Here is a 25972-nt window from a genome sequence, read left to right on the forward strand (position 1 = left end):
GCCTGCGGCAGTCTCGATCGCGACTCCATTCCCGCAGGAGCGGCACTGCTGTCGTTCTCTCATGAATCGACGCTTTCGACTGGGCCAGGGGTATCTCCCTCACCGTAACGCCCAGTACCGACCATCGGAACGGACGCGACCGGCTCGATGCGAACGAGCCATCCCCAACGGGGATATCCCGCACGGAGATTGGAGGAGATGCCTATCGCCGCGACGCTGAATGCGGGCATCCGACAGGCTGATATCAGCGGACGAGCAGAAGCCACTCGGCGACCCCCGATCAGAACTGCGGCGGGGTCCGAGTGAACTCCAGCGTCTGTCGGTCACGGGTGCCTCACATCAACTTCAGGAGGGGCTACACAGTGACGAATCAAGACAATCCGAGGCGGGCAGTTGCCCTGCTGCACAGCGGCCATGACCCGATGACGCTCGAAACACTGGTGCAGAAGCACGAACTGCGAATCGTCTACACCGTGCACACCGATGCTCCCGCCGTACTGGCCGCACTCATTGCCGTCCAGCACGCCCTCGAACACCTCGCCGACGCGGTAGTGATCCCCCACATCGGCACACTCGAATCCGCTACACCGTGGCGGGTGGTCACCGCGGCAGGCGACCTGATCACCGGCACACAGGAGTATCCGCTGGGATCGACGCTCACCACGCCTACAAAGAGGCAGCAATGACCACGCTGGGTTTGTTCGTCGCCATCGGCCTGCCACTGATCGTGCTGGTACTCGCGATCACGCTGCCCGAACACCGGGAATAGCGACAAACAGCCTGCCCGCCGGGCAGCAGACCGCAAGCGACCACACTCCGCCCACAACGCCCGGCAGCACACCGGATGGGCGCCCCACCAACCATCACCCGAAGGTCCTGCTATGGAACCCATTTCGTTCGGCGATACCCCGCGCACTCGCTGCCACTACTACCGCCGCGTCTGTGACCTACCCGCCCGCATCGACCCACCCGAGCTCGGCCGCATCGTCATGACCGCCGGACATATCTGGGCCCTCATGATGCCCTCGTCCCTCGGCTTCGCCGTCAAAAACGATTTGCAACGGTCCCGCCACCACGACGCCGGCACCGGCGCGGGACCCGTCATCGCCCACATTCGTTCCAGCCGATGGAGTTTCCTCATCCGGCCCGATCTGCCCGACGACACCGCCCTGTTCGCCGAGATGTTCCACCTCAACGTCTCGGTCGTCCGCACCGGCGCCACCATCTCCCTCCCCTCCCCCACCGACCGCGGTGAACTCTTCCGCTGCTGGATCCAACCCCCACGCTGCCCCTTCCGACCCTCCGGCCGCCTCGTAACCGACTCTGTCCGAGCCTGCGCCGCCCGCGGCGGTTGGCTACGCACCCCCACCGGGCACACCTGATAATCCGACGGGTCTCGGAAACAACCGGACTCTGTCGAGGCGAGCTTCCTCGCCCGACACCGGACCGGCGCAGCACGTCGACCTGATGAGCCGGGTCCTGGTCGACGGAGCTCGGACTGCCGGAATTCCAACGAAGACGCGAATGCACCCGAGCCGCCCGGCACCGGGCCCGCAGGGCTATCGTTGCGCGAGGTTCATGCGTGGCAGTCGACCATCGTGAGCTGCTCGTCACCCGAGACAGGGTCGAGCAGTCCCCAAAACGTGGTGGCCCAGCGCTGCGAGGTCTTGTTCCACACGCTGTCGCCCAGGTCTTCGCGAGAGTGCCATGTCTTGTCGACGACCAGCACTTCGCTCACCCCGGCAGAGCGGACCTGTTGCTCAACATAGGCGGCCTTCGGGTCGGGGTCGGCCAGGCAGAATACCTTTTGTACGTCGAGCACGGATGTGTCGAAAGGCGAGGCTGCGGCCACCCAGGGGATCTCGAGGTACTCCTCGCGCAGCATCATGTCCCATCCGGAGCTGCCCTTGCGCTGCATCAGCCAGTCGCTCCAGGGAAGGGGTCGTTCCAGCCCGTTTACGGCCGCCATGAAATCGGTGAAGGCGATCTCGGCCTGCTCCCGCGCGTGCCGCCGCATCCCTTCGAAGTCGACCTCGTGTTTGAGCGCGTAGCTCACCCACTCGCCGTCGTGGCGCAGAAGCACACCCGCGAACCGGCCGCCCGTGCTGTAGTAGTCGAACTGCGCATCGGGGTTGGTTTCCTGCTCGATGATGTACTCGTCCGGCCCGACCCTCTCGACATTCTCCTCGAGCCAGTAGGTGAGCACGACGGCCACGTCGTTCAGATCATCAACCTCATCCGAGGGGTTCTCCTCGAGGTGGGCCAAGGCTTGTTCGTACTCCTTGCGCCAGGATTTCAACGGCCACCGGTCTGGTTCCTCGGGCAGGTCGATCAAGGGATTCGGCGCGAATGTGTCCAGCTGTTCCTCGACGTCGCCGATGACCAGAACCGAGAAATGAGCCACGCCGCGCCACGATACCCGTCGAGGCGACTCCACGGAATGAGTGCCAGGTTTCGCCACGACCCGCGCCTGTCGCGCAGCTGCGCCTCGGACCCGCAGGCAACAAGCCCTCGCGTTGCGACATGCGCGGCCGCAGTCTCACTTGTCGAGCGCGCTCGCCAATACAGTGGCGACTTCGCGGGTCTCACCGCAGGGGTCCGGAGCGCCGGCCGCCCCGGGAGCTGCCGTCAACGTGACACCGAACGTCCCGTCGGGCGCTTCGATAACGGCATCGCAGGCCGGCAATGTCGTGGCCGCCACTCGGTAGACGACGGCAGGACGGCCGTTGATAGGCGCGGAATCGAGGATCTGGTGGTCCTTGTCGCCGCCGATTTCGGTGACCGACTCCGTACTCGTGGTGATGTTGAGCGCCATGATCGGCATCTTTTCGCCGTCGACCGTCGAGTATCGACGGAAACTGCAGCCGATTTTCGTCAAGAGGGAGCTGCCGGTAATTTCGGCGGCCTGCCGCTGACGGCTCCCGGGGTCGAAACCCACCCGGTCGATCAGTGAGTCATCGACTTCGAAACATGGATCGAAGGCGACCTCGCCGGGCACCGCATTCCCGGGGGCCGGGGGCACGGATACGCCGATGCCCTCGGCTGCGGGAGCGGGAGCGGCGGAGGATTCCGCAGTGGATGTCACCGGCTTCGATGGCGTGGCGGGCGTCGGCTCCGCCGATTCGGAGGATGCGCACCCGGTAACCAAGCCGACTACAGCCACCAGACCTACGGCCGCGGCTGGAACAGAAGACGAAAAGCGCGACCGGGCAAGGGAATGCCGCCGACCGTTCGCCCTGGATGAGCACCTACGCAGTACCACGAACCATCGTCCCCACTGTCCGGCCGGCTGAATCGGCGACAGTGGCCGGCGACTCCCACCAGCGAGTCCACCGGAGTGTAGTACGGGGTACAACGACCGAGGGACACCGCCGCGGCCGCAAGTGTTATCGTCCGAGAGCGTATTGAAGTTGGATCCGAGGGGGGTCGTTGGTCTCGAACCACATACGTCGGCGTCGACCGGCCGAGTCGGCTACGGGTATCCGAACAGACGGACTCAGCCCCCACAGCGCCTTCGAAGCCTCGTGAAGAGCCGAGACCTACCCACCCGCATCGGTGCATTCCTGCGCGACTTCTTCCGTCGCGGTCCCGCGAAGAGCGGGCGAATCCAGGTCCTCCGGCTCATGGTGGCGATCGCTGTCGCAGCGGGCATCATGGTGTTCGTCTCCCAGACGGGAAACCCTTTCGTACAAAACGAGGAAGCGACCACAGACGACTCCACCGCGTGGAACCCGCCGCACCCGATCGGCCCCACCGATCCGCCTCCACCACCGAATCATCCACGCCTCGAACCACCGTCGATGAGCCCAGCCCCCGAGGGCGAGCCGCAACCGGTACCGACGAAGTACGGGCTCACTTATACGGTGCCGTCCGGAAACGGTTGGCGACCCAGCAACCAGACAGTCGTCGGTTACTCCGATCCGTCCGGGCAGGGAACGCTTGCCACCTATGGAGCCGTCAGCGACTACGGTGCACATTACTGTCCCGCCACTGACACCTCGTCCCTCGCGTTCATCGGGGTGCGCGGCCGAAACGGCGTAGACGTAGCGACCGCCGCCCGCCAGGAGATCGAGAAAACACCGGCTCTCTTCGCGGCCCCGGATGCCCGCGAGCCACGCGTGGAAATAAGCCCTCCCGTGGAATCGACCCTCGGTGGACTGCCCGCCGTCCGTTACACAGCGTCGATCTCCGACCTGCCGCAAGTCGCCTCGTGTGACCCTGCCCGGTCGGAGTTCACCGTCGTTGCCGTACCTGCACCTGCGACTGCGGAAGTCGCGGTCTTCGTGCTTCGTCGGCATATCGGTCTGGAGGATTCACTCAGCGGGAGCGTTGTCGACGACATCGTTCGAACGATCCGGGAAAGCACGTAAGGGCGAAGGTGTAGTCAATTGGTAGAGGACTTCCGGGCGAATGCCGGAGAGATCGCCGGTATGGGCAATCTCATGGAGGAGATCGGCAAGGACGCATGGAAGGCCGCCGATTTCATCCACAACGAGGGGCCGCCTGCCGACTGGCTGAACGCCGAGATCATCAACGGTCTGCTGGAACCGTTGCGGTCGTTCTCGGAAACCACGCGCATGCGCATGCTCAGCATCGGAACGACAACCGCCGACAGCGCGCTCTCGTTGCGAGACGCCGCTTGGCTCTATGTGGACCAGGACAATCGGACCTATGAGGCGCTGAACCGGGAGAAAGTCAACCTGCTCGCCCCGGGCCAGGGGGTTCCGGTGCTCTCCGACCAGGAGGCGGTGGGGGCGACCAACGCCTTCGAGGGCGCGGTCGCGTACCCGAAACCGGAGGATGTGCAGCTCGATCCGCCCGCGGCGAACAAGGAAGAGTTGATCGGTCTCATCGGTGACGTCGCGCCGCCCCTCGGGGCTGTCAACGACACCGTGAAACGCCTGACCAAGGCGGCCGGCAAGGAGTTCGATCCGCTGGGTGAGGCCTTGAAGCCCGTCCCGGGGAACTGGACCGAGATCCGCCGGATCGGGGAGGCGTACAAGATAGCCGGTCAAGCGCTCGAGGCATGTGGAAAGAACCTCGAGTCGGGTGTCAAGCGCGTTGACGCGTATTGGGACGGTCAGGCAGCACTCACGTTCAGCGACTGGTCGGCCCGCCAGATCGCCGCGATGAAGTGGGAAGGTCCTACGGGCCGAATCATCGCCGAGGGGCTGGGAGCGGTCTCGGACGAAATCCGCAACGCGATTCGCAGTGTGCTCACCTGGCTGTGGGAGATGCTCGAAAGCCAGGTGAAGATCGATGGCGTAACGGATGCCTTCAAGTTCGCCTTCAAGAAGATCCCGGTCGTGGGCTGGACCGCCCAGATCACCGAACTGGCGTTCAAGATCAAGGACATCATCGAGCGCGCGGTGAACCTGGTCGAGCAGATCAGGAAGCTGGTCGAGGCGGTCCAGAAATTCCTGGAGGTACTTCGCGACCCCGCGCAATTCGCGCGCGACCAGGCCAATCAGAAGTTCGAGCAATTGGTGGAACCGTTCGCCAAGGGTGTCAAGGCAGCGGACATCATGAACGACGCGAGACTTGCTGCCGATCTGTCACAAACCACCAACCGTCCAGGCGAGTCCTACGACGTGGGTACTGGCCAAAAACCGTGGGCGAACGGATGAGACCGCCCGGCTCCGCCGACCGGGACCCGGACGTCGATCCGGCGGTCGAGGCCGCATACCGCACGTTGCTGGGTGCCGTCGACGACCTCCGCACCGCTCGTATCCGCATGGACGAATTCGACATGCAGGCCTTTCTCGACGAGCCGACCGAAGTCACAGAGGATTTCATGCGAGCGCTGGCCGTGCGGCCCGGCGCTTCGCCGGAGCTCACCGACTACTGGGTGCAGGTGCAGCGTGGTGAGTGCCAGTGGTCCGAAATCGAGATCTGGGCTCGCCCACTTCCACCCGAAGTGGTCGACATGAAATCGTCGGACCGGTTCATCTGGAATTGGAGCGCAGCGCCACCCACACCGCAGGCCCCGCCGCTGCGTCCACGATCCGACCCCGGCACTGTGGGCCCCTCCGATTGGCCCGACGACTTCGACGACTATCCGGACGGGCGATCCTGGCTCGTTTGACGCGTGGCGCCGTCGCTCCCGAACGCAGATCCCGGGGGCCCTTCCAGTGATTCGACTACAAAGGCTCGGCCACTGTTCGAAGTCGGCCCATGCACAATCCGCGACCCGCGACGCGCATACCGATCCGCTGAATGATGTTCCCCGATTCCGACCAGCGGTCTTCCCGTCTCGGACCTGACAGGGTCCGGTGTTCCGATCCGCTCACGCCTGCCGATGCCGCCGAGAATTCGGTCTACACCAGGTGCTTGCGCAGCACTTCCAGATGCGTCGGGCGCGCGTCCTCCAGCCGTGCGCGACCTTCGGGAGTAAGAGCCAGGAAGTTGGCGCGGCGATCGAAATCACAGGCGGCGCGCTGGACCAACCCCGCCTTCTCCAGCCGGGTCACCGTGCGGGAGAGCGCGCTCTGGCTCAGGTACATCTCGGCCTCGATATCCTTCATCTTGACCTTCTCCGCCTGCTCCGCACCGCAGCGCCCGCCCAGGACCTGCAGCAGTTCGAACTCACTGAGCCCGAGCTCGTGCCGCGCCTGCAGCGCGTTCTCCAGTTCACACGAGGTGACGTGGTAGCGACGCAACGTTTCGGACCACTTCGCGCAGACATCGTTGTCGGAGTCGTGGTACATGAGCCGAGATTATCATGTCAAGTCATTTTATGCCCATGCATTACATGATCCAGCATTAAATGCTTTGACATTCAATGCCCGTGCATCTAAGTTCTGTCGAGTGACCCTCACTGCTCCCACCCCGCAGAACCTCGCCGCCGCAACGTCTGCCGCACCGGACGTCGGCCGCTGGGGACCCAAACTGTGGGCGATCCTGGTCGTCGCCGGACTGGCGATGTTCCTCGACGCGCTCGACGTCTCCATGGTCGGCGTGGCCCTCCCGTCCATCGGCCACGACCTCGGCCTCGAAACCTCCGCCCTGCAGTGGATCGTCAACGGCTACATCCTCGGCTACGGCGGCCTGCTGCTCCTCGGCGGACGAGCCGCCGACCTGCTGGGCCGTCGCCAGGTCTTCCTGACCGCCCTGGTGGTCTTCGGTATCGCCTCGCTCGTCGGTGGACTCGTCGACGAGGGCTGGCTACTGATCGCCACCCGAATCGTCAAGGGCGTGGCCGCGGCCTTCACCGCACCGGCCGCCCTCTCGATCATCACCACGACCTTCAAAGAAGGTCCCGATCGCAACCGGGCCCTGTCGATCTTCACCATCTTCGGCGCCACCGGATACGCCTCCGGCCTGATCGTCTCCGGCCTGCTCACCGGCATCGACTGGCGGCTCACCTTCTACATGCCGGTGGTCGTCGTCGCCGGAGTGCTGATCGCGGCCTACATCGTGGTGCCGCGCAATATCGAGAAGGAAGAAGGCCGAATCGATTTCGCCGGAGCGGCTCTGCTCACCGGAGGAATGCTCGCCGCGGTCTACACCATCGTCACAGCCCCGGAAACCGGCTTCACGGCCACCGTCATCGCCACCACGATCCTGGCGATCGGACTGCTCAGCGCGTTCTTCGTCACCGAGAAGCGGGTGAGCCATCCGCTGGTGCGCCTGAGCATCTTCAAGGTGAAATCCATCGTGCGGGCCAACCTCGCCGCGCTGGCCATCTTCGGCTCCTACCTCAGCTTCCAGACCATTGTGTCGCTGTACCTGCAGAACACCCTGCACTGGGAGCCGCTGCAGATGGCGCTGGCCATGGCCCCGGCCGGCATCATCGTCGCCGTCCTCTCCCCGATGGCCGGGAACCTCATCGACCGGTTCGGCACCGCCCCGATGATCGTCGCCGCTCTCACCTCCTTCGTCGCCGGCTACGCCTGGTTCCTCACCCGCGGCGGCAGCCCCGACCCCGCCTACGCGCTCGACTACCTGCCCGCGTTCCTGCTCCTCGGTCTCGGCTTCGCCCTCGGCTTCGCGGCCGTGATGTCGCAGGCCACCGAAGGTATCGCCGACCACGAGCAGGGCCTGGCCTCGGGCCTGGTGCAGACCTCGTTCCAGATCGGTGGCGCGGTGGTACTGGCCATCGCCACCGGCCTGATCAGCCACGCCGCTACCGACAGCATCGACGGTTACCGGCCGGGGCTCTACCTGGTCACCGCCGTCGCGGTGATCGGCCTGGTGGCATCGGCTTCGGCGCTGCTGGCGCGCAAACAGCCTGTCGCAGACCTCGCGTAGCGGGTCTGCGGAGCGAGAGAACGGGGTCGCCGAACCGGCGGCCCCGTTCTCGGAATCAGCTCCGGGCAGCCGGCGCTCTCCGGTCCTCGAACGCGGCGGAATCAGAACGGCCGCTGGGTGCGGATGATCTCGGCCAGGTAGGCGTAGTCGTCGGCGCGACCGCTGGATGCCCGGAACACCAGCCCCAGCGTGCGCCCGGGTGCGGGGGTGGTGAAGCGGGCCGTATCGAGTGTGCCGCGACCGGTTTCGGTCGCGACCGCCATCTCCGGGATCAGCGTGATACCGAGGCCACCCGCCACGCACTGCACCACCGTCGGCAGCGATGCCGCGCGGGTGTCACCGGCCGCACTCGGATGGACGTCAGCGGAGCGGCACAGTTCGAGGGTCTGGTCGCGGAGACAGTGGCCCTCGTCGAGCAGCAGCATCGGCAGCGCGCCCAGCGCCGCCGGCTCGATATCGGTGCGACCGGCCAGCTCGTGGCCCGCGGGCACCACCAGAACGAATTCCTCGGTGTACAGCGGTATCTCGACCAGGCCGGAGGTTTCGGTGGGCAGGGCGAGGACCGCCACGTCGAGCACCCCGGAACGCAGTTCGTCGAGCAGGCGTGCGGTTTTGTCCTCGATCACCTGCGGGGCCAATGCGGGGAGTTTGCGCCGCAGTGTGGGCAGCAGCGAAGGCAGGAGGTACGGTGCGGCCGTCGGAATGATGCCGATACGGAGCACTCCGGCGAATATGTCGCCGGAGGACGCAGCGAGGAAACGGTCCGCGGCTTCGAGGGTGGCGGTGGCCGCGGGCAGCAGCCGGGCCCCGGCCGCGGTGACCAGAACGCGGCGGGTGCTGCGCTCGATGAGCTGCAACCCGAGTCCGCTCTCCAGTGCGGCCAATGCCTGCGACAACGTGGGCTGGCTCACCTCGAGTCGCGCGGCGGCCGTGCCGAAGTGCCGGTACTCGGCGACCGCTACGAACGCACGCAGCTGTGACAGGGTGGGCTGATAAGACTGATCGGACACGCCTATCAATCTAGTGCCAGTCATCACTTTTACCTTTTGCCGGTCATTCGGCAAGATCCATTCCGAGCGTTCGCCCCGTCGGCTGGAAATCGACCGTGCCGGCATCACAGATACAACGAAGGAGATCGGGCATGTCCCTGCTGACCATCGGCGACCAGTTCCCCGCCTACGACCTCACCGCGGTGATCGGCGGTGACTTGTCCAAGGTCGACGCGCAGCAGCCGGACGACTATTTCACCCGGATCACCAGCGCCGACTACGCGGGCAAGTGGCGGATCGTGTTCTTCTGGCCGAAGGACTTCACCTTCGTGTGCCCGACCGAGATCGCCGCGTTCGGCAAGCTGAACGAGGAGTTCGCCGACCGTGACGCCCAGGTACTCGGCGCGTCCGTGGACAACGAGTTCGTGCACTTCCAGTGGCGGGCTCAGCACGAGGACCTCAAGACCCTGCCGTTCCCGATCCTGTCGGATCTGAAGCGCGAACTGGCCGCCGCCACCGGTGTGCTGAATGCCGACGGCGTCGCCGACCGGGCCACCTTCATCGTCGACCCGAACAACGAGATCCAGTTCGTCTCACTCACCGCGGGTTCGGTGGGCCGCAACGTCGACGAGGTGCTGCGAGTGCTGGACGCGCTGCAGTCCGACGAACTGTGCGCCTGCAACTGGAAGAAGGGTGACCCGACCATCGACGCCGGCGAACTGCTGGCGGCGAGCGTCTGAAATCGGAGGGACCACTGTGAGCATCGACAACCTGAAGAACTCGCTTCCCGAGTACGCCAAGGACCTCAAGCTCAACCTCTCGTCCATCTCGCGGACGACCGTGCTGAACGAGCAGCAGCTGTGGGGCACCCTGCTGGCCGCTGCCGCCGCGACCCGGTCCACGGCGACCCTGCGTGAGATCGGCGAGGAAGCCGTCGGTGTGCTGTCCGCCGAGGCCTACAGCGCCGCGCTCGGCGCCGCCTCGATCATGGGCATGAACAATGTGTTCTACCGGGGCAAGGCGTTCCTGGACGGTAAATACGACGATCTGCGGGCCGGGTTGCGGATGCAGATCATCGGCAACCCGGGCGTGGACAAGGCCGATTTCGAACTCTGGTCGTTCGCCGTGTCCTCGATCAACGGCTGCCAGCACTGCCTGGAGGCCCACGAGCACACCCTGCGGGAAGCGGGTGTCTCGCGCGAGGTGATCTTCGAGGCGTTGCGCGCCGCGGCCATTGTGGCCGGGGTCGGGCAGGCCGTGCAATCGACCGAAGCGCTGGCCACCGCTTCGGTCTGACCGACGCATTCCCGCACCTTCCGCCTGCCCGGCGAACGGTACGGACCGATACCGGGGCGGCGAGGATTTCCTCGCCGCCCCGGTTCTGTGTGTACGTCGTGATTCCCGGCGCGGCCCGGTCGACAGTCACCACGACGACAGAGCCTTCGCGCCGCTCCGGCCACGGCCGCCCGTCCGCTCAACCCGTCATCGATCCTCGAAAAGTCCGGCAACCGACCAAACCGGAAGCCCGACCCATCCGAATCTCTCCCGATGCCGTTCCGGGCGCCGGGGTCTCGATACCTCGGCCGACGAGTACACGAGAGGTTCGCGACTGTGAGTGCACGGCGATGGATACGTATGAGCGCACTGCGCTGGAGCCTGGCGGGCATCCTGGCCGCCGGACTGGCGGGCACGGCGAGCCCCGCCGCCGCGGCACCGGAAGCGGCACACGTGGTCTCCGCGGAGAACGTGAGCGACCGGCAGCAGACCGTGACGGTCTTCTCCCCCGCGATGAACAGGCCGATTCCTGTCCAGGTCGTCCGCGCGGCGGACGGCTCACGACCGCGTCCGACGTTGTACCTGCTCAACGGCTCGGGCGGCGGCCCGAACGAGAGCGGGTGGGATGTGCAGACCGACGCCTTCGATTTCCTGCGCGGCAAGGACGTCAATGTCGTCACCCCCTACGGCGGCAGCAATTCCTACTACACGGACTGGATCCGTGACGACGCTGTTCTCGGCCGCAACAAATGGCAGACCTTCCTGAACGAGGAACTACCGCCGGTGATCGAGAAGTTCCTCGGCGCCGACGGCAACCGGTCGCTGGCGGGTGTATCGATGAGCGGCACTTCGGTACTGAACCTGGCGATCGCCAAACCCGGCTACTGGAAGAGTGTGGCCTCCTACAGCGGGTGCGCCCAGACCTCCGATCCGGTCGGGCACGAATTCGTCCGGCTCACCGTGGAACTGTGGGGCGGCGGGCAGAGTGTCGAGAACATGTGGGGTCCGCAGAACGGGCCACTGTGGCGCGCCAACGATCCCCTGGTCAACGCGGACCGGTTGCGCGGGACGCAAATCTATCTCACCACCGGCAGCGGTGTCCCGGCCGCGCCTCATGACACCCCGTTCGATCGGCGCGTCCAGGAGGGCCGGATCCCGCTTCCGGTACAGCTCGCTTTCGGCGGGCCGATCGAAGCGGCCATCCGGTACTGCACCGTGAACCTGACCAACCGGCTGCGCGAACTGGACATCCCGGTGACACTGGACGACCGGCCCGTCGGTACGCATTCCTGGGGCTACTGGGAGGACGACCTGCGCACCTCCTGGCCGTTCCTGGCACAGTCGCTCGGCACCCGCTAGAGCGGGTCCTCGAAGCCATTCGAGGAAGGTGGCCGGGCGAGCAGCAGGGGCGAAGGCGCGCCCGACCCCCTGCTACAGCCGCGAGGTGGATTCCGGCAATTCAGAAGAGCCGCAGATTTCCGACGTAGACCTTGCCGCCGATCGCCACGGGTTCGAATTCGCTCGAGATCTTCCACACCTCTCCGTCGCTGTTCCAGACTTCGAGCGTTGTACCGCTGCCGGATCCGCTGGTGGCAACGGCGATCCGGTTACCGTCGGTACCGAGTTCGGCGCCGTCCGGTAGGTAGCCGGGGATCACGTACTCGCCTGTGTAGGCGTCGATCACCCGGCCTGTGTCCGCGGTGGCGATCAGCGTTCCGATACCGCGCAACAGGAGTCGCTCGGGGTAATCGTCGGCGCTGTACGACTGGTTCTGCCACAGGACGGTTCCGTTGCGCGGGCTGATGCCCGCGTAGGTGGTCTCGCTGTCTTCTGTTCGGATGGCGGTCGGCACCGACGTCTCTGTCGGCCCCTTCTCGGCGCTCAGCGAATGCTCGCTCGGACGCCAGCCCGCCGGCAGATCCGCTGTCCTGTCACCGTTCCGGTCGTAGATCCCGGCCGGGGCCGCACCGTCGGCGACGACGAATCCGTCGAGAAAGACATTCCAGTCGTCCGTGCCGATCTGCTCGACGGTATCGCGGCGGAAGATCTCTGTGCCGTCTTCGAGCCGGACCACGTGGAATTCCCATTTCGACAGCGGTCGGGAAGGGTCGGGGGCGGAATGTATCACCGCCAGCCGGACCAGCCCGAAGAGCTCGATCGAATGGCGGGGCTCATCTGAGCGCCGAGCCGCGGACTCGCCGGACCACTGGATCGGCGGCAGCTCCCTGCCGTCCACCCCGACCGAGCGCAGTATCGGCGATTGCGGCCGATCCGGCTGGTCCACGAAGACGAAGCGCTCACCGGCGGCGATCAGCTCGTCGATCCGACCCGCCGCGGTGACGGTGCCGATGACCCGGTTCGCTGCGAGATCCACGATCACCACCTGATCGGTGGCTTCCGTTGAGCGTTCGAGATGGCATGCCGCTGCCGAACGCGATTCGCTGACGACGCACCGGCCGAACCTGCGCTGGGTCGTATCCAGCACTATGGGTTCGGCACCGTCGCGCAGCCGTCCGGTGCCCGCGTCGAGCACGTCCAGGTAGTCGATGTTGCCGCCGTCGGAGAGGTAGTAGTTACGGCCGCGCAGGACGATCTCGGAGTCCCCGCCGAGCACCTCGGCACGGCTCGGATAGGAACCGGGCGGTCCCGGAAGGTCCTGCATCGTCCAGATCGGGGTATCCGGCCGGCGCTCGAGGGACGGCAGCATCGGCGTCACCGGCCGGCGGGGCAGCTGCGCGGCTTCCGCCGCGCCCGCCTGGTTCCCGAACGCCCGGAAGCCCAGTACACCGACGACGACCAGCACCACGGCGGCCAGCAATGCGCCGACGACCATCGGCACGGTGCGGTTGCGGCCCGACGGTGCCGCACCGCCCTGCCCCGGCCATATCGGCGGGGCCGGGGGCGGAAGGTAGCCGATATGGTCCGGGCGTATGACAGTGGCTGCATACCGATCGGCGGAGGCGGGGGTGGGCACGCCCGGCGCGGCCTGCGCCCGGGGGTGCGAGACGGTCGCGGCGAGCGCATCGCCGAGTGCGTTCGCGAAATCCTTGCTGGTGGGAAAACGATTCCCCGGACTCTTCGCCATCGCCCGTTCGATCACCGAATCGACGTGTGGCGAGAGATCGGGCCGCTGCGCGCGCACGCTCGGGACCGGCTGCTGGGCGTGCGCCATGATCACCGCGACGGGGTTGGTGCCGGGGAACGGTTTCGCGCCGGTGAGGAGATGGAAGGCGGTGGCAGCCAGCGAGTACTGGTCGGATCGCGGATCGACAGGTTGCCCCTGCATCTGTTCCGGCGAGGCGTAGGCGACAGTGCCCACCGTCAGGCCCGTTCCGGTGAGGTCGGAGGTTTCCGGCCCCATCCGCGCGATCCCGAAATCGGTCAGCAGGTAATGACCGGTCCGGCCCAGCAGAATATTGGCCGGTTTCACATCGCGATGGACCAACCCGCGCGCACCCGCGTAGTCGAGCGCATCGGCGACCTCGGTGATCGCCCGGGTCACATCCGGGCCGGAAATCCCGCCCGACGCGGCGGCGAGCGAGGCCGACAGATCGATACCGTCGATCAGTTCCAAGGCGATCCACAGCCGCCCGTCGAATTCGCCACGATCGTGGACGCTGACGATACCCGGATGCGACAGTGACGCGGCGAGATCGGCCTCGCGTTCGAAGCGGCGCCGGTACGAATCGTCGCGGGTGAACTCCGCGGCCAGCACCTTCACCGCATCGGAACGCGGTAGCCGGGGGTGCCGAGCGACATAGACCTCGCCCATTCCTCCGGAACCGAGAAGGCGCTCGATGGTGTATCCGGCGAATACCGCCCCCGACGCCAATGCGGCCACTGCTCAACCCCTCCGATACCCGGTGCTCAGCCGATCACACCGCATCGGGAAGCCATCGGCAACTCTGTGGACAGTGCCCGGCCGCCGGAGCGTCGAACACCTACGGCAACGGCAGGCACGAACTCCCGGTGTTCAGTCCCCGTCCCGGCACATCGACTTCGATGTACTTCGCCGACGTGTTCTGCCCCGGAATGAACTGCTGGGCGGTGATGTTCTGACGACCGGTGTATTTCGGCGTCCATTCGAAGGTCGCCGTCCCGTTGTCCGGGTGGTAGACGGCCTGGCCCAACCGCTCTCCGTTACCCGGAACCGCGCCACCGCTGTTGATGATGGTGACTTCGCCCGCCTCGGACGGTGGCGCATCGACTGTCGCCGTCACCGTGTAGGTACATCCGGCGTGCAGCCCCGCCGGCCCAGCAGCGACATCCACTCCGGTGACGGCCGCTCCGGCGCCGGGTGCTGCGTACGCTGCCGCGACACCCAGGGCGCTCAGGAACGCGGCGAAGCCGAAATGTCGGATATTGCTGTGCATATCGAACCTTTCGTGATCTTCGGTCGGAACGCTCCGAGCCTCTCACACCCGGTCGTGTCCTGCCGATCGAATGCTCGACGCTGCGCTCACGCTCCGAGATCGACGGTGGCGCGGAAATCGCTCGGGCGGACGCCCCGATATCGTTTGAACGCCGCGCTGAAGCCGAACGCGTCCGCATAGCCCACGGCTTTCGCCACTTGCGCCACCGTCAGATTGCGATCGGCGAGCAGTTCCTCCGCCTCGTCCATTCGATATTCGGTGAGGTATGCCAGCGGCGACTGCCCCATGACCTCGGAGAACCGTCGCGCGAACAGCGCCCGCGAGACCCCTGATTCGGACGCCAGCGAAGCGACCGTCCATCCGGCGGCGGGCTTTCCGTGCATGGCTTCCAACGCCGGACCCACCACCGGATCGGCCGGCCCGCGATACCAGCCCGGCGCGCCTGCGTCCTGCCCCTCGAACCAATCACGCAGCGTGCACACCAGCCCCCAGTCGAGCAGCCGGTCCATCAGCGCCTGCGCGCCGGCCGGCCGCCGGACCGCGTCCCTGGCCACCGACTCCATCCACGCGCACACCTCCACATCGTCGGATACCGCGAGCACCGGCGGTACCGCGCGCAGCAGGCGTTCGTGGCGCCGGCCCGATGCCCGGTAGGCGCCGACGATCAGCGCGGTTTCACCGTCGGGGTCGTCATCCCAGCTGCCGTCGCCCAGCGCAGCATCGCATTTCATGTTCGGTGCGAAGCAGGCGATCTCGTATTGCCGGTGGGGCAGTTCGACCGTGCCCGCGTCGTCGGCGAAGAGGAAGGGTTCCGGGCCGCGCACGATCGCCGTATCGCCGGCCACGATCCGGCGCTCGATCCCACCTGGCAGCAGCAGCGTGCCCCCGCCGCGCAGCACGGTGATCATGGTCAGCGGTGCGCGGTCGGCGAACCGGAAACTCCACGGGGCTTCCAGAACGGCGTTGGTGAGTACGGCGCCTTCGGCACGGATGCCGCTCAGCAGTGTGCTCAATGGATCCACCCCACCAGAGTAGACGAACTCCTATCAGATGTAGACCTTTGCCCATAGATCGTCCAGAAGATGCCGTGTGGAATGAGAGCCGACCGCACAACTGAGTATCCGGAAAGAGCCGGATCGAGATGGAGGACCCCGTGTCGCACACCACGATCGACGACGCCACGACCACCCGCACCGCCCTGGTCGTCGTCGCCCACCCGCGCCGCGACTCGCTCACCGCCCATATCGCCGAGCTGGCCACCCGCCGGCTCACCGCGGCCGGCTACCACGTCGACCTGCTCGATCTGCACGCCGAGAACTTCGACCCCCGGATGACCGCCGCCGATCTGCCGGAGTGGGGTAACCGCGAGAAGACCTACTCACCTGAGACCGAGAGCCATATGCGACGCATCCTCGCGGCTGATGTGATCGTCCCGGTGTTCCCAGTGTACTGGTTGCAGGTCCCCGCGATACTGAAGGGCTGGATCGATCGGGTGTGGAACTACGGATTCGCCTACGGCCGGAGCAAACCCCGGCTCGCGGGTAAGCGGATCCTGTGGCTCGGCCTGGCGGGCGCGGCGGACGACGACGCGATTGTCGAGCTCATGCAGGAAGCATTGAGCACGCAACTCAACGACGGTATCGCCTATTACTGCGGCTTCGCACAGTCGTCGGTGGGGCTGCTCGCCGGTGCCGAGGAGAAGCGGCAGCGCCTGGACGACGCGGGCAATCTGCTGTTCGACGAAGCCCTCACCGGCTCGATCCGCGAAGCCCACTACGCAGGCCTGGAAGACCGGGCACTGAGCTTCGTCGACGATTTCCTCGCCGCCGACCAGGTACCGGCCTGACCACTGTTCGAGCACGTCAGGGCACTCAATTCCGTGCGACCGGGATAGGTGTACCGAGGATCCACTCGTGGCCGAAAGGATCCCGCACCCGCCCCTGACGCGCACCGTAGGGTCGATCCGCGACCTCGAAGATCAGCTCGCCACCGGCGTCCACCATCCGCTGGGCAAGGCAGTCCGGATCGCCCGTCGTCACGGCGAGCAGCAGGCCACGACCGCCGAGACGCAGTGGGTCGTGATCGAATTCGTCGGCGTCCTTCACCTCGAAGACCGCGCCGCACGGAAGTCCGAGCGCGGCGAAGACCACCCGGCCGTCGGACTCGTGCCGCTCTCGGAGAGTCGCGTCGAACACGTCGCCGTAGTAGCGGATTGCCGCGTCGGCACCTTCGACGATCAGTTTCGGTGTGATCTGCTCGATACTCATAGAAGGAGTATCGGCGGTGACACTTGCCCCGACTTGGAGATTTGTCTCCTGCGGGGCTCCCGGCACCGGTGGGTAGCCGTGTCCCTCGTCTTATCGCGCGGGACACGGTTACCCTCGCGTTCACCTCACACGTTCTCGACTACCGCCGAGATAGTGCGCTCAGAACGGCTGCCCCTGCAGGAGCGCGAAAGCGCCGGCGATGAAGAACAAGGGAATGAAGAGGGCTGTGGCGACAGGGTCGCCGTTGAGGTAGCCCTGACGAATACTTTCCAATGCTGCCGCGGAACCCGAATTCATTGTCAGCTCACCTTTCGACGTGTCGTATCGACAGAGCCCACAGTACTTGCGCAACCGAGATCCTGTTTCCACCGGCAGCCGGCTCGATTCGGGCCGCTTTCCGAATCGGTATCGCGATGGACATCGTCTGGGCGCTGGCCCGGGCCGTACCGCGTGATGTGGTCGTGGACTCCTGGTGGTTCCGGCCCCGCGATCTCGAGTTCGCCCGGGCAGGAGTCGAGAAGGTCGCGCCGGGCCGGGTCGTCGAGCTCTGGTGTGACGTAACGGCCCAGGTCGCGCGGGCCCGGTATGCCGGCCGGAAGCGGGCCGCGCTGCATCGGGACGAACAGCGCCTGGCCGAGGAGTGGGATTCGTGGGCAGCGCGGGCGGCGCCGCTGGGGCTCGGGCCGGTCGTCACGGTGAACACCTCGCGACCGGTCGACTGCGCTGAGCTCGCGTCCCGGATCGAGCAGGCGCTCGGTCCGACGTAACCGGACCGCCGACCGTGGGTGGGGCCGTAGACCGCCGACCACACACACAGTTCCTCGCCGGTATCGACCTCATCCTCGCCGGTATCGCCACTGTCCGATGAGCGGACGGCCGAGCGCGGCGAATGCGCCCGGCCGAAACCGAGCGACCGGCATGCGAGCTATGGGCGTAAGAGATGGCCCAGCACAGCGAACATGGTCACCGACAGGTGGTAATCGCCGGCTTCGATGCCCGTTTCGATCGCGTCGACCAGCTCGTCGCGTTCCTGTTCGGTGATCGCCGCGCCGGCCAGCGCGCTACCGCCGACCTCGTCGAACATCGGGCGCGCGGTCGCCGGGTCGAAGATGACGGCCTCCGAGCCCATATCGTCGATCTCGAATCCGGCGGCGACGAGCAGGCCGCGCAGACCGCGACCGGATCTGGCGTTCGGGGTGGCCTCCAGCATCGCGGTGATCATCCGGGCGACCACCGCGGTATCACCGGGATGCAGGATCGCGGTCTGCCAGTCGCTGTCGACCAGCACCACCCGGCCACCCGGTCGCAATACCCGCGCGATCTCCGCCGTGGCCGCGGCCGGATCGTCGAGGTGCTGATAGACACGCTCGCTACGCACGGCGTCGAAGGAATCGTCGTCGAACGGCAGCCGGTAGGCGTCGGCCTGTACGAATCGGCACCGCACCCCCGCCGCGGTGGCCCGCGCACGGGCCACCGCGAGCATCGAGGGATTCGGTTCGACCCCGACGGCCTCCCCGTCGGAGCCGACCCGACGCGCCAATTCCAGCACCTCCGAACCGGTCCCCGAACCGATATCGAGGGCCCACTCCCCCGAATCGACAGCCAGTACTTCGTGCGCCCAGCGCCGCATCCGCCGGACCCCGGGTAACGCGGCCTGCAGATCCAGCGCGGCGATGAGTACGGCCATCGGGTCGGCACCGGGCGTCGCGTCCGCAGCGAGTTCGGCCGCGATGGCGTCCAGGTGGAACGACGGCGTCCGGGCGGGCTGTTCGTGTTCGCTCGGCATGGGTCCCGACAGTAGCCGGAGCGCGGCGCCATCCTGCCCTACGACGGCATCGATTCGGTGGAAGTTTGCCATCGCGGGCCGACGGGTGTCGACCGGTTCCATGGAAGCTCCCGGCTCGGGACAGCTCGCTTCTCACGGAGTCGGGTGACAGTCCGCTCGACTCGGCCGGGCGGAAGCGGGTGGAGATCCTGGGCCTGAATCCAGCGTCTGTGGCACGGCGTCAACGGCTTTCGGGTCATCTCACCGGCGGGCACTGAGACGGGCATCGATGAGTCCCACGGCGTGTTCCCGGCACAGGTCGCCCTCACCTACCTGCTGACCGGGCCCGCGTACCTCCGTCGCCGGATACCTCGTCCGAGCCCGGGATCCGGGCCGCCCGGGCCTCGATCCCGGCGACGATGGTGTCGGCGACCAGGCGGGCGTGCCGGCGCATCGCCCGCTCGGATCGGGGGTCGGCAGGAGCCATGCGAGTCGCCAACGGGAGCAGCGCGAAGGGCGCGGTGGCGCCGTGGGCGATGAGGAAGTGCAGGGTGCGCAGATCGTTACGGTTCAGAATCTTTTGCTGGATCAGCGGTTTCAGCGGTTCGGCGAGCAGCACCAGCATCGGTTCGATATGCCGGTCGAAGAGATAGGTCAGGCGTGGGCCCTCGATGGCCGATTCCATACTGATCAACCGCACCACATCGGGGTATTCGGCCTGGATTTCGAGAAAGCGGATGATGCCCGCCCGGAATTCCTCGAGCGGGAGCAGGTCGTCGCGTTCGGGCCGGATCTTCGGCAACGTGACGGCGTTGGCGAAGATCCAGTCCACCATCGCGTACCACAGTGCTTCCTTGGTGCCGAAGCGCTGATGGATCAGGTTGTGACTCACTCCGAGTTCCCGATTGACCGCGGCCACCGAAGCCCCGGCGAAACCCTCGCGCGCGAAAACCCGTAGCGCGACAGTCAGGATCTCATCCGCCGAGGCCGGTGAGTCACCGGCCGGCGGTCGGCCCCGGCCCTTGCGCGGCACCTGTGGTTTCGATGCGACCTCTGCGTCCATGAACTGGATTATATTGACAGCTATCAATTTCTCTGCGAGGGTGACACCGATCACAAAGCCGCGCGGTGTGGCGGATCGCGGAGGGGTGCGCCCCGGGCACTGTCCCCGACCGCCGCGCGCCCGACGAGGACGGGAAACTGCTATGGAATCCTTTGTGCACCTGCGGAAAGGCACCACTCCCGACCGACTGCACGCCGATCTCGACGGCCTCGCGGACGACGAACTGGGGCGCGGCGGATTCACCGGGCGTACCGCCCAGCTGTATCGGCGCAACGAACCGATGGGCTATCGCGCGCAGGGCCCGCTGGCCCCGGTCGATATTCTCGCCGACGCACTGGATCCCACCGATTCCACCGATCCCGCCGGGTCGCCGTTGCTGTTGTTCTCCAATGCCGACTGCCGGATCCTGCTGAGCCGGCGCGCGCGGGAGATGCCGTTCTTCGCGCGCTACGTCGACGGCGATCTGCTCTCGTTCGTGCACAAGGGAACCGGCGTGCTGGAGACCGAGTTCGGACCGATGCGCTACCGCGAGGGCGACTGGGTGTACATCCCGAAGGCGTGCACCTTCCGCCAGGTCCCCGACAGCGAGTCGACCTGGCTGATGATCGAGGCCACCGAGGAGTTCCGCGTTCCACCGGCCGGTCCGCTCGGCCGGCACTTCCCCTTCGATCCCAACCGGATCGTCGTTCCCGAACCGCAGGCCATGGACGACGACGGCCGCGACGAGTACGAAGTACGGCTGGTACACGAGGGCGGGCCGACTTCGCTGTTCTACAAGCACCATCCACTGGATGTGGTGGGCTGGCAGGGCGATAACTTCCCGTTCACCTTCAATATCGCCGACTACAACGTCATACTCTCCGATACGGTCCACCTGCCCGCCACCGTGCACCTGTTCATGCAGGCCACCGGCGTGTACGTGATGAACTTCCTACCGAAAAGGGCCGAATCGGCGCCGGGTGCCGAAACCATCCCGTGGTACCACCGCAATGCCGACTACGACGAGATCGCGTTCTTCCACGGCGGCGATATGTACGGTGTGCCGATGCCGCCGGGTCTGATCTCCCACGCGCCGCAAGGTGTTCACCACGGCGCGCCGGAGAAGATGCGGGAGCGCGCGCGACGCAAACGCGAAGAGATCACCCACATCGGGTGGACCACCATCGCGGTGGACACCCGGCGCCGGCTCACCCCCTCCCCCGAGGTCATGGCCGGCAATCTCGGCGCGCACTGAGGGTTCGCCCCCGATCGCGCCCGCGGTCCCGAGCCCGTTCCGGGCCACCCGCACGACCCGGAACCCGTGGGCACCGCTCAGAAGTACGGAAAGACGAGAGCAGGCAACACGATGCCGCATCATGTCGAACGCGTCCCGTATGTGGTCGCTTACGCCAACACCTCCGGCACCCGGGACGCTTACGGCGGTCTCACCGAAACGGTCACTCTCGACTCGATCCTGGTGAAACCGAGAGAGCCCCCGTACGCTCCCGAGTTCGTGGCCCGGTATCGGCAGGCGCAACAGGACCGCAACCGGCGGATCACCACCTGGGTGAAGGAGAAGCTCACGACGATCAAGGCCTGCGACCGGCCGCAGGACGAGTTCTGTTTCGTCGTACACGGCACCATGGCCGACCCCACCGTGCTCGATCCCGCGCTCGACCCCAACGACCGCGAACCCGGTGAGTCCTATCTGGGTGAACCGCAGGAGGTGAACACGGGTGCGTTCGGCCTGGCCCGATTCACCACCCTGCGTAGCTGGCTGTCGCAGTGGAGTATCGACGATGCGCGCGGTGACGCGGTGGCCTGCGGTCCGGATATCGCGGTGCCCACACTGGTTTTGTACAACGCCGCGGACAATGTGTGCACGCCCTCGCACGCCCACCACATCTTCGAGGCGCTGGGCTGCGCGGACAAGGAACTGCACGAGATCCCGCGTGCCGACCACTACTACCTGGGTCCGGACCAGCGCGAACCGCTGGCGAAGGCGATCGCGCTCGTCGACGACTGGCTGCGGGCCCGCGACCTGGGGCCGAACGACTGAACAGCCCCCGCCCGGGCGGACCGGCGCCCCGTCGAATCGAACTTCGACGACCAGGGAGATAATGCCGCGATGGACTCCGCGACAACAGGTGCTCTCGACGGTATCCGGGTACTCGAGATCGGCACGCTGATCTCCGGACCTTTCGCCGGCCGCCTGCTGGGTGATATGGGCGCCGAAGTGATCAAACTCGAACCCCCCGACGCCCCCGATCCGTTACGCACCTGGGGTCAGGCCGAACTCGACGGCCATCATTTCTTCTGGACCGTGCACGCGCGCAACAAGAAAGCCATCACGCTCAACCTGCGCGAGGAACCGGGACGGGAGCTGTTCCTGGAGCTGGCCGAGCGATCCGACATCATCGTCGAGAATCTGCGCCCCGGCACACTGGAACGGTGGGGTCTCGGTTACGAGGTGCTGCGGCAACGCAACCGCGGCATCATTCTGGTCCGCGTCTCCGGCTACGGGCAGACCGGACCGGAAGCGGGAAAGGCCGGATACGCCTCGGTCGCCGAGGCGGCCAGCGGACTGCGCCATATGAACGGTTTTCCCGGCGGACCGCCGCCGCGGCTCGCGCTCTCCCTCGGTGACAGCCTGGCGGGGATGTTCGCCGCCCAGGGCGCACTGGCCGCGCTGTACCGGCGCACGGTGACCGGTGAAGGGCAGATCGTCGACGCCGCGCTCACCGAAGCCTGTCTCGCGGTCCAGGAATCCACCATCCCCGACTACGACGTCGGCGGCGTGGTCCGCGGCCCCTCGGGGACCCGGCTCGAAGGTATCGCACCGTCGAACATCTACCAGAGCGCCGACGGCAGCTGGGTGGTGATCGCGGCCAACCAGGACACGGTGTTCCGCCGGTTGTGCGCGGCGATGGACCGCCCGGAACTGGCCACCGACGAGCGGTTCGCGGATCACCTCGCACGCGGCCGCAACCAGGACGAACTCGACGCGATCATCGGAGATTGGGCACAACGGCGGCAGCCCGGGGAGATCATCGCCACCTTGAGCGCGGCCGGGGTGATCAGCGGACCGATCAATACGGTCGCCGAGGTCGTCACCGATCCGCAGCTGAACGCTCGTGGCATGATCGCCGATCATTACGACGAGCGCATTCAGCGGAATGTGAAGGGCCCGGGCGTGATTCCTGTACTCTCCGCCACGCCGGGCTCCATCCGCAGCGCCGGGTCGGTGCGGCCGGGTCAGCACAACGACGAGATCTACAGTGGACTGCTCGGAAAGTCCGAGACCGAGGTGGAGAAGCTGAGGTCACGGGGGATCGTCTAGATGACCGGAAGCTCCTCGCGCACACTGGAGCGGACGCGATAGCGAACGACGCATGGCGATTCGGGCCACTTCGTGGAGGTACCACTGGAAACCGGCTCCGGCGGCCCGTTCACCAATTCGAGATCGAAGGCGGCCAGCATCCGGGCCAGAATTATCTGCATCTCCAGTTTGGCGAAATGCACACCCAAACAGCGATGGATCCCGCCGCCGAATCCGATCAGCCGTTGCCGCAGAGCTTTTCCGTTGGGATCGCTGTATCGTGCGGGGCGGTAGGTATCGGGCTCCGGATAGTCATCGGCCAAACGGTGCGTCACCCATGGGCTGGTGAAAACATACGTGCCCTCGGGGATTCGATAGCCGTCCAGTTCGATATCGGTCGCCGCACGCCGCGCCATGATGTAGGCGACCGGATGCATTCGTTCCGACTCGTACACGCAGTCCTCCAAGAAGCCCATGCCGCGGGTGGAGGCCATGGTCAACCGGCCGGCGGCCACCGCGGCGTCGGCTTCGGTGCGGGCTCGGGCGAGATCGGTGGGACTGCCGAGCAGATCGGCCAGAGTCCAGGACAACGCTCCGGTAGTGGTCTCGTGGCCGGCCCAGGTCAGTAGCAGGATCAGGTTCACGAGAACGTCATCGGGCACCGGCACACCCTCTGCGTATTGTGATTCGGCCAGCATCTGCAGGAAATCCGGTGGGTCCAGTGGAGTTTCGCGGCGACGATGGATCATGGCCGTCAGCGACGTTTTCAGTCTCTTGCCTGCCGATCGGCTGCGAATCAACGAGGGAAGCGGTATCCACTGCGGGACATAGCCCATGCCGCCGGAGAACAGCCGGAAGTCGGTGAAGAAATCCTTGACCTCGGTAGCGAAGTTCGGGCCCAGGAAGCTGCGAGCCGCGATTCGCATCACCAATGGACCCAGTTCCGACGTGAGATCGAATTCGCCTGAATCGCCCAGTGATTCGATCCATTTCTGGGTTTCGTCATCCATGACGGTGACATAATTTTCCAGCTGCCCACCGCGGAACTTCGGCAGGATGATATCGCGTTGCCGCTCGTATTCCTCCGGACCTCCGAAGTAGTAGAAATCCTGCGAGAACATATCGGCGAAGAACGGATAAGCACTGTCGATGGCGAGATCCCGATCGGTCTCCTTGAAGAACCAGCGATTGTGCTCGGCGCCGAGAACCACCACGGCCTGTTCGCCCAGGACCCGAAGACGGAAAAGCAGGCCGTGTTCGCGGTTGCCGCGCCACAGTAGTCGTTCCGGCGACCGCAGGAATTCCAGCAGATGGCCGACAGCCGGCCTGCTCCTGGAGACGAGTGGCGGTAGCGGAGCAGCAGACGGCGTCATGGTGTTCTTGTCCTCGATCCTGTTATCACTGCGAGTCCCGGCCGCGCACGGTTGTCCATCCGTCCGGGCCGAGTGTGTGAAACGCTTACACACGGCAAGTAAGGGATCGTCACCAACCCTGGGAAGATAGATACTTATTCCCATTTGCTACTGATTCGAAAGTGCTCTCGGGAGGCGCGACCGATAATTCACGGTTATGGTGAGAGTGAATCCGCCGGCAGTCCCGGTGGTGCGGGCGCGCCAGTTGGACAGGACATTCGCTATGCAGACCTTCCCCGACAAGACCGTAGCGATTACCGTTCTCGGAGCTCGGCCCCAAGATGCGCGTCGTCATGGGCGCGACGCTCCGGCATCATCGGTAACACCCGTTGCGAACGATTCATAGCCTGCAGTCGAATCCTGCGATTACCCACCGTATTTTCAGGCGCGGAACACCGGGCAGCGTTTTCGAATCGTGACGGCGGCGTCATCGTTTCCTGAAGGACAGGCGAAGTAGGGTCCGGACCGGAGGAAGCGGTTCCGAGCCGGCGAGCTGCACCAGCAGGACTGCGGCCAGCACGATCCGCACCGAGGTCACCGCAGCCGGAGACCAGCCCGCTGCCAGCACCGCCACGGCCAGCGGGCGGCGAACTCGCGAACAACACCCACGATGCCGAGCCGAGCCCGGCCGCTCGGGCCCGGCTCGACGTCCCTCCGGCTTTCTCCGATACGGCCACCCTACGAGCGTGCCGCAGCGATCACCGCCGACCGTCACCGGGCACGCGCCGCGCCGGATTCCGTCGTCGCGGGCCGCGGCAATGTCGGAATCCGGCTCTTGTCGAAGGATCTCGGCACCGGACACAGCGGATAGGCGCACGATCGGACCGAACAGCTCCGTTTCCGGGTGGCCACGGCCGCCCGCTGTGCTCAGGAGGACCCGTGCTGACCGCACTGCCCATCCGATATGTCGCCGATGTCGAAACATCCCGTCGCTTCTACGCCGGGCTCGGACTGCGATCCGGCGACGAGACCGGACTGTCGGTCTGGACCCAGCTCGACGCCGACGCCGGCGCGGTCGGCATTCATGATGCGGCAGTCTCGAAAGGCCGCCCACCGGGCACGGTGGAATTGGGTTTCGTCACCGATGAACCTCTCGAAACGGTCGCCGCGCGCCTGCGCGCGAACGGATACTCCCCGGAGCTGGTCGAGGAGGATTTCGGACGCAGTCTCCGGGTCGTCGACCCCGACGGCGTCACGATCCAGATCCAGGAATTGGACACCGAGGTGATGCGCCGCTCGGAGGCCGCGCTCCAGGAGTAGAAGACGATCGCGGAAGTCCT

At 66.1% G+C, this 25972-nt stretch carries 26 protein-coding genes and 1 pseudogene; 15 read left to right on the forward strand and 12 right to left on the reverse strand.

What is annotated here, in order from left to right; genetic code table 11:
- The first annotated feature begins 362 nt into the window (after positions 1-362).
- Together OG405_RS18060 and OG405_RS18065 are read left to right on the forward strand one after the other, a co-directional pair.
- Positions 363-686, forward strand: a complete 324-nt coding sequence (locus tag OG405_RS18060) for a hypothetical protein (RefSeq protein ID WP_327147646.1) — start codon at positions 363-365, stop codon at positions 684-686.
- A gap of 195 nt (positions 687-881) precedes the next feature.
- Positions 882-1382 (forward strand): DNA-directed RNA polymerase subunit beta, encoded by a 501-nt coding sequence (locus OG405_RS18065; protein ID WP_327147647.1) that lies wholly within the window; start codon positions 882-884, stop codon positions 1380-1382.
- A 194-nt stretch (positions 1383-1576) separates the two neighbouring features.
- Here the strand turns inward: OG405_RS18065 and OG405_RS18070 are convergent, their stop codons facing one another.
- Positions 1577-2404 carry a hypothetical protein gene (locus OG405_RS18070; protein ID WP_327147648.1) on the reverse strand — a complete coding sequence of 276 codons (828 nt, stop codon included), beginning with the start codon at positions 2402-2404 and terminating at the stop codon, positions 1577-1579.
- Between the two features lie 135 nt (positions 2405-2539).
- Positions 2540-3262, reverse strand: a complete 723-nt coding sequence (locus OG405_RS18075; RefSeq protein WP_327147649.1) for a DUF3558 domain-containing protein — start codon at positions 3260-3262, stop codon at positions 2540-2542.
- Positions 3263-3524: 262 nt separating this feature from the next.
- Here OG405_RS18075 and OG405_RS18080 point away from each other — a divergent pair, with 262 nt between their 5' ends.
- From OG405_RS18080 to OG405_RS18090, 3 genes are read left to right on the forward strand one after another with little or no spacing between them, the layout of a single operon-like run.
- Positions 3525-4370, forward strand: coding sequence for a hypothetical protein (locus tag OG405_RS18080; protein WP_327147650.1), 846 nt, complete (start codon positions 3525-3527; stop codon positions 4368-4370).
- A 60-nt stretch (positions 4371-4430) separates the two neighbouring features.
- Entirely contained in the window at positions 4431-5627 is a 1197-nt protein-coding gene (locus tag OG405_RS18085; RefSeq protein WP_327147651.1) for a hypothetical protein, read from the forward strand.
- Positions 5624-6085: a hypothetical protein gene (locus OG405_RS18090; RefSeq protein ID WP_327147652.1), complete on the forward strand. Its 462-nt coding sequence runs from the start codon at positions 5624-5626 to the stop codon at positions 6083-6085. Before OG405_RS18085 ends, OG405_RS18090 begins: the two co-directional genes overlap by 4 nt.
- Positions 6086-6317: 232 nt before the next feature.
- Here OG405_RS18090 and OG405_RS18095 read toward each other — a convergent pair whose 3' ends face one another.
- Positions 6318-6707: a MarR family winged helix-turn-helix transcriptional regulator gene (locus OG405_RS18095; protein ID WP_327147653.1), complete on the reverse strand. Its 390-nt coding sequence runs from the start codon at positions 6705-6707 to the stop codon at positions 6318-6320.
- A 100-nt stretch (positions 6708-6807) separates the two neighbouring features.
- On the opposite strand from OG405_RS18095, the gene OG405_RS18100 reads away from it, so the two are divergent.
- Complete coding sequence (locus tag OG405_RS18100; RefSeq protein ID WP_327147654.1) at positions 6808-8250, forward strand: MFS transporter; 1443 nt, start codon at positions 6808-6810, stop codon at positions 8248-8250.
- Positions 8251-8351: 101 nt separating this feature from the next.
- On the opposite strand, the gene OG405_RS18105 is transcribed toward OG405_RS18100, so the two are convergent.
- The gene (locus OG405_RS18105; protein WP_327147655.1) at positions 8352-9260 is read right to left on the reverse strand and encodes a hydrogen peroxide-inducible genes activator; all 909 of its coding nucleotides are present in this window, start codon (positions 9258-9260) and stop codon (positions 8352-8354) included.
- 131 nt (positions 9261-9391) lie between these two features.
- Here OG405_RS18105 and OG405_RS18110 point away from each other — a divergent pair, with 131 nt between their 5' ends.
- The 3 genes from OG405_RS18110 (at position 9392) to OG405_RS18120 (ending at position 11873) form a co-directional block, all read left to right on the forward strand.
- Complete coding sequence (locus tag OG405_RS18110; protein WP_327147656.1) at positions 9392-9979, forward strand: peroxiredoxin; 588 nt, start codon at positions 9392-9394, stop codon at positions 9977-9979.
- A 16-nt stretch (positions 9980-9995) separates the two neighbouring features.
- A complete protein-coding gene (locus tag OG405_RS18115) occupies positions 9996-10535 on the forward strand; it encodes a carboxymuconolactone decarboxylase family protein (RefSeq protein WP_327147657.1) in 540 nt (179 codons plus the stop codon).
- A gap of 339 nt (positions 10536-10874) precedes the next feature.
- Entirely contained in the window at positions 10875-11873 is a 999-nt protein-coding gene (locus OG405_RS18120; protein WP_327147658.1) for an alpha/beta hydrolase, read from the forward strand.
- Between the two features lie 100 nt (positions 11874-11973).
- On the opposite strand, the gene OG405_RS18125 is transcribed toward OG405_RS18120, so the two are convergent.
- From OG405_RS18125 to OG405_RS18135, 3 genes are all read right to left on the reverse strand, one after another.
- Positions 11974-14355: a serine/threonine-protein kinase gene (locus tag OG405_RS18125; RefSeq protein WP_327147659.1), complete on the reverse strand. Its 2382-nt coding sequence runs from the start codon at positions 14353-14355 to the stop codon at positions 11974-11976.
- Positions 14356-14455: 100 nt separating this feature from the next.
- Positions 14456-14887: a hypothetical protein gene (locus OG405_RS18130; protein ID WP_327147660.1), complete on the reverse strand. Its 432-nt coding sequence runs from the start codon at positions 14885-14887 to the stop codon at positions 14456-14458.
- An 86-nt stretch (positions 14888-14973) separates the two neighbouring features.
- A complete protein-coding gene (locus OG405_RS18135; protein WP_327147661.1) occupies positions 14974-15909 on the reverse strand; it encodes an AraC family transcriptional regulator in 936 nt (311 codons plus the stop codon).
- A gap of 131 nt (positions 15910-16040) precedes the next feature.
- On the opposite strand from OG405_RS18135, the gene OG405_RS18140 reads away from it, so the two are divergent.
- On the forward strand, positions 16041-16733 hold the full coding sequence (locus OG405_RS18140; protein ID WP_327147662.1) for an NAD(P)H oxidoreductase: 693 nt from the start codon (positions 16041-16043) through the stop codon (positions 16731-16733).
- A 25-nt stretch (positions 16734-16758) separates the two neighbouring features.
- Here OG405_RS18140 and OG405_RS18145 read toward each other — a convergent pair whose 3' ends face one another.
- Positions 16759-17154: a VOC family protein gene (locus tag OG405_RS18145; protein ID WP_327147663.1), complete on the reverse strand. Its 396-nt coding sequence runs from the start codon at positions 17152-17154 to the stop codon at positions 16759-16761.
- Between the two features lie 159 nt (positions 17155-17313).
- Entirely contained in the window at positions 17314-17451 is a 138-nt protein-coding gene (locus tag OG405_RS18150) for a hypothetical protein (protein WP_327147664.1), read from the reverse strand.
- Positions 17452-17567: 116 nt separating this feature from the next.
- On the opposite strand from OG405_RS18150, the gene OG405_RS18155 reads away from it, so the two are divergent.
- Entirely contained in the window at positions 17568-17921 is a 354-nt protein-coding gene (locus tag OG405_RS18155; RefSeq protein WP_327147665.1) for a hypothetical protein, read from the forward strand.
- 158 nt (positions 17922-18079) lie between these two features.
- Here the strand turns inward: OG405_RS18155 and OG405_RS18160 are convergent, their stop codons facing one another.
- Both OG405_RS18160 and OG405_RS18165 read right to left on the reverse strand, forming a co-directional pair.
- Positions 18080-18940, reverse strand: coding sequence for a methyltransferase domain-containing protein (locus OG405_RS18160; protein WP_327147666.1), 861 nt, complete (start codon positions 18938-18940; stop codon positions 18080-18082).
- 304 nt (positions 18941-19244) lie between these two features.
- Entirely contained in the window at positions 19245-19982 is a 738-nt protein-coding gene (locus OG405_RS18165; protein WP_327147667.1) for a TetR/AcrR family transcriptional regulator, read from the reverse strand.
- 142 nt (positions 19983-20124) lie between these two features.
- Here OG405_RS18165 and OG405_RS18170 point away from each other — a divergent pair, with 142 nt between their 5' ends.
- The 3 genes and pseudogenes from OG405_RS18170 to OG405_RS18180 all read left to right on the forward strand — a co-directional run bounded on the left by OG405_RS18170 (position 20125) and on the right by OG405_RS18180 (position 23301).
- Positions 20125-21216 (forward strand): homogentisate 1,2-dioxygenase, encoded by a 1092-nt coding sequence (locus OG405_RS18170; RefSeq protein WP_327147668.1) that lies wholly within the window; start codon positions 20125-20127, stop codon positions 21214-21216.
- A 228-nt stretch (positions 21217-21444) separates the two neighbouring features.
- Positions 21445-22020 (forward strand): annotated as a pseudogene (locus tag OG405_RS18175) (serine aminopeptidase domain-containing protein); the annotation flags it as partial.
- A 69-nt stretch (positions 22021-22089) separates the two neighbouring features.
- Complete coding sequence (locus OG405_RS18180) at positions 22090-23301, forward strand: CaiB/BaiF CoA transferase family protein (protein WP_327147669.1); 1212 nt, start codon at positions 22090-22092, stop codon at positions 23299-23301.
- Here the strand turns inward: OG405_RS18180 and OG405_RS18185 are convergent.
- Positions 23298-24653, reverse strand: a complete 1356-nt coding sequence (locus tag OG405_RS18185; protein ID WP_327147670.1) for a cytochrome P450 — start codon at positions 24651-24653, stop codon at positions 23298-23300. The genes OG405_RS18180 and OG405_RS18185 overlap by 4 nt on opposite strands.
- Positions 24654-25571: 918 nt before the next feature.
- On the opposite strand from OG405_RS18185, the gene OG405_RS18190 reads away from it, so the two are divergent.
- On the forward strand, positions 25572-25952 hold the full coding sequence (locus OG405_RS18190) for a VOC family protein (protein ID WP_327147671.1): 381 nt from the start codon (positions 25572-25574) through the stop codon (positions 25950-25952).
- The last annotated feature ends 20 nt before the right edge of the window (positions 25953-25972 follow it).

The organism is Nocardia sp. NBC_01329, from assembly GCF_035956715.1.
Taxonomy (GTDB): Bacteria; Actinomycetota; Actinomycetes; order Mycobacteriales; family Mycobacteriaceae; genus Nocardia.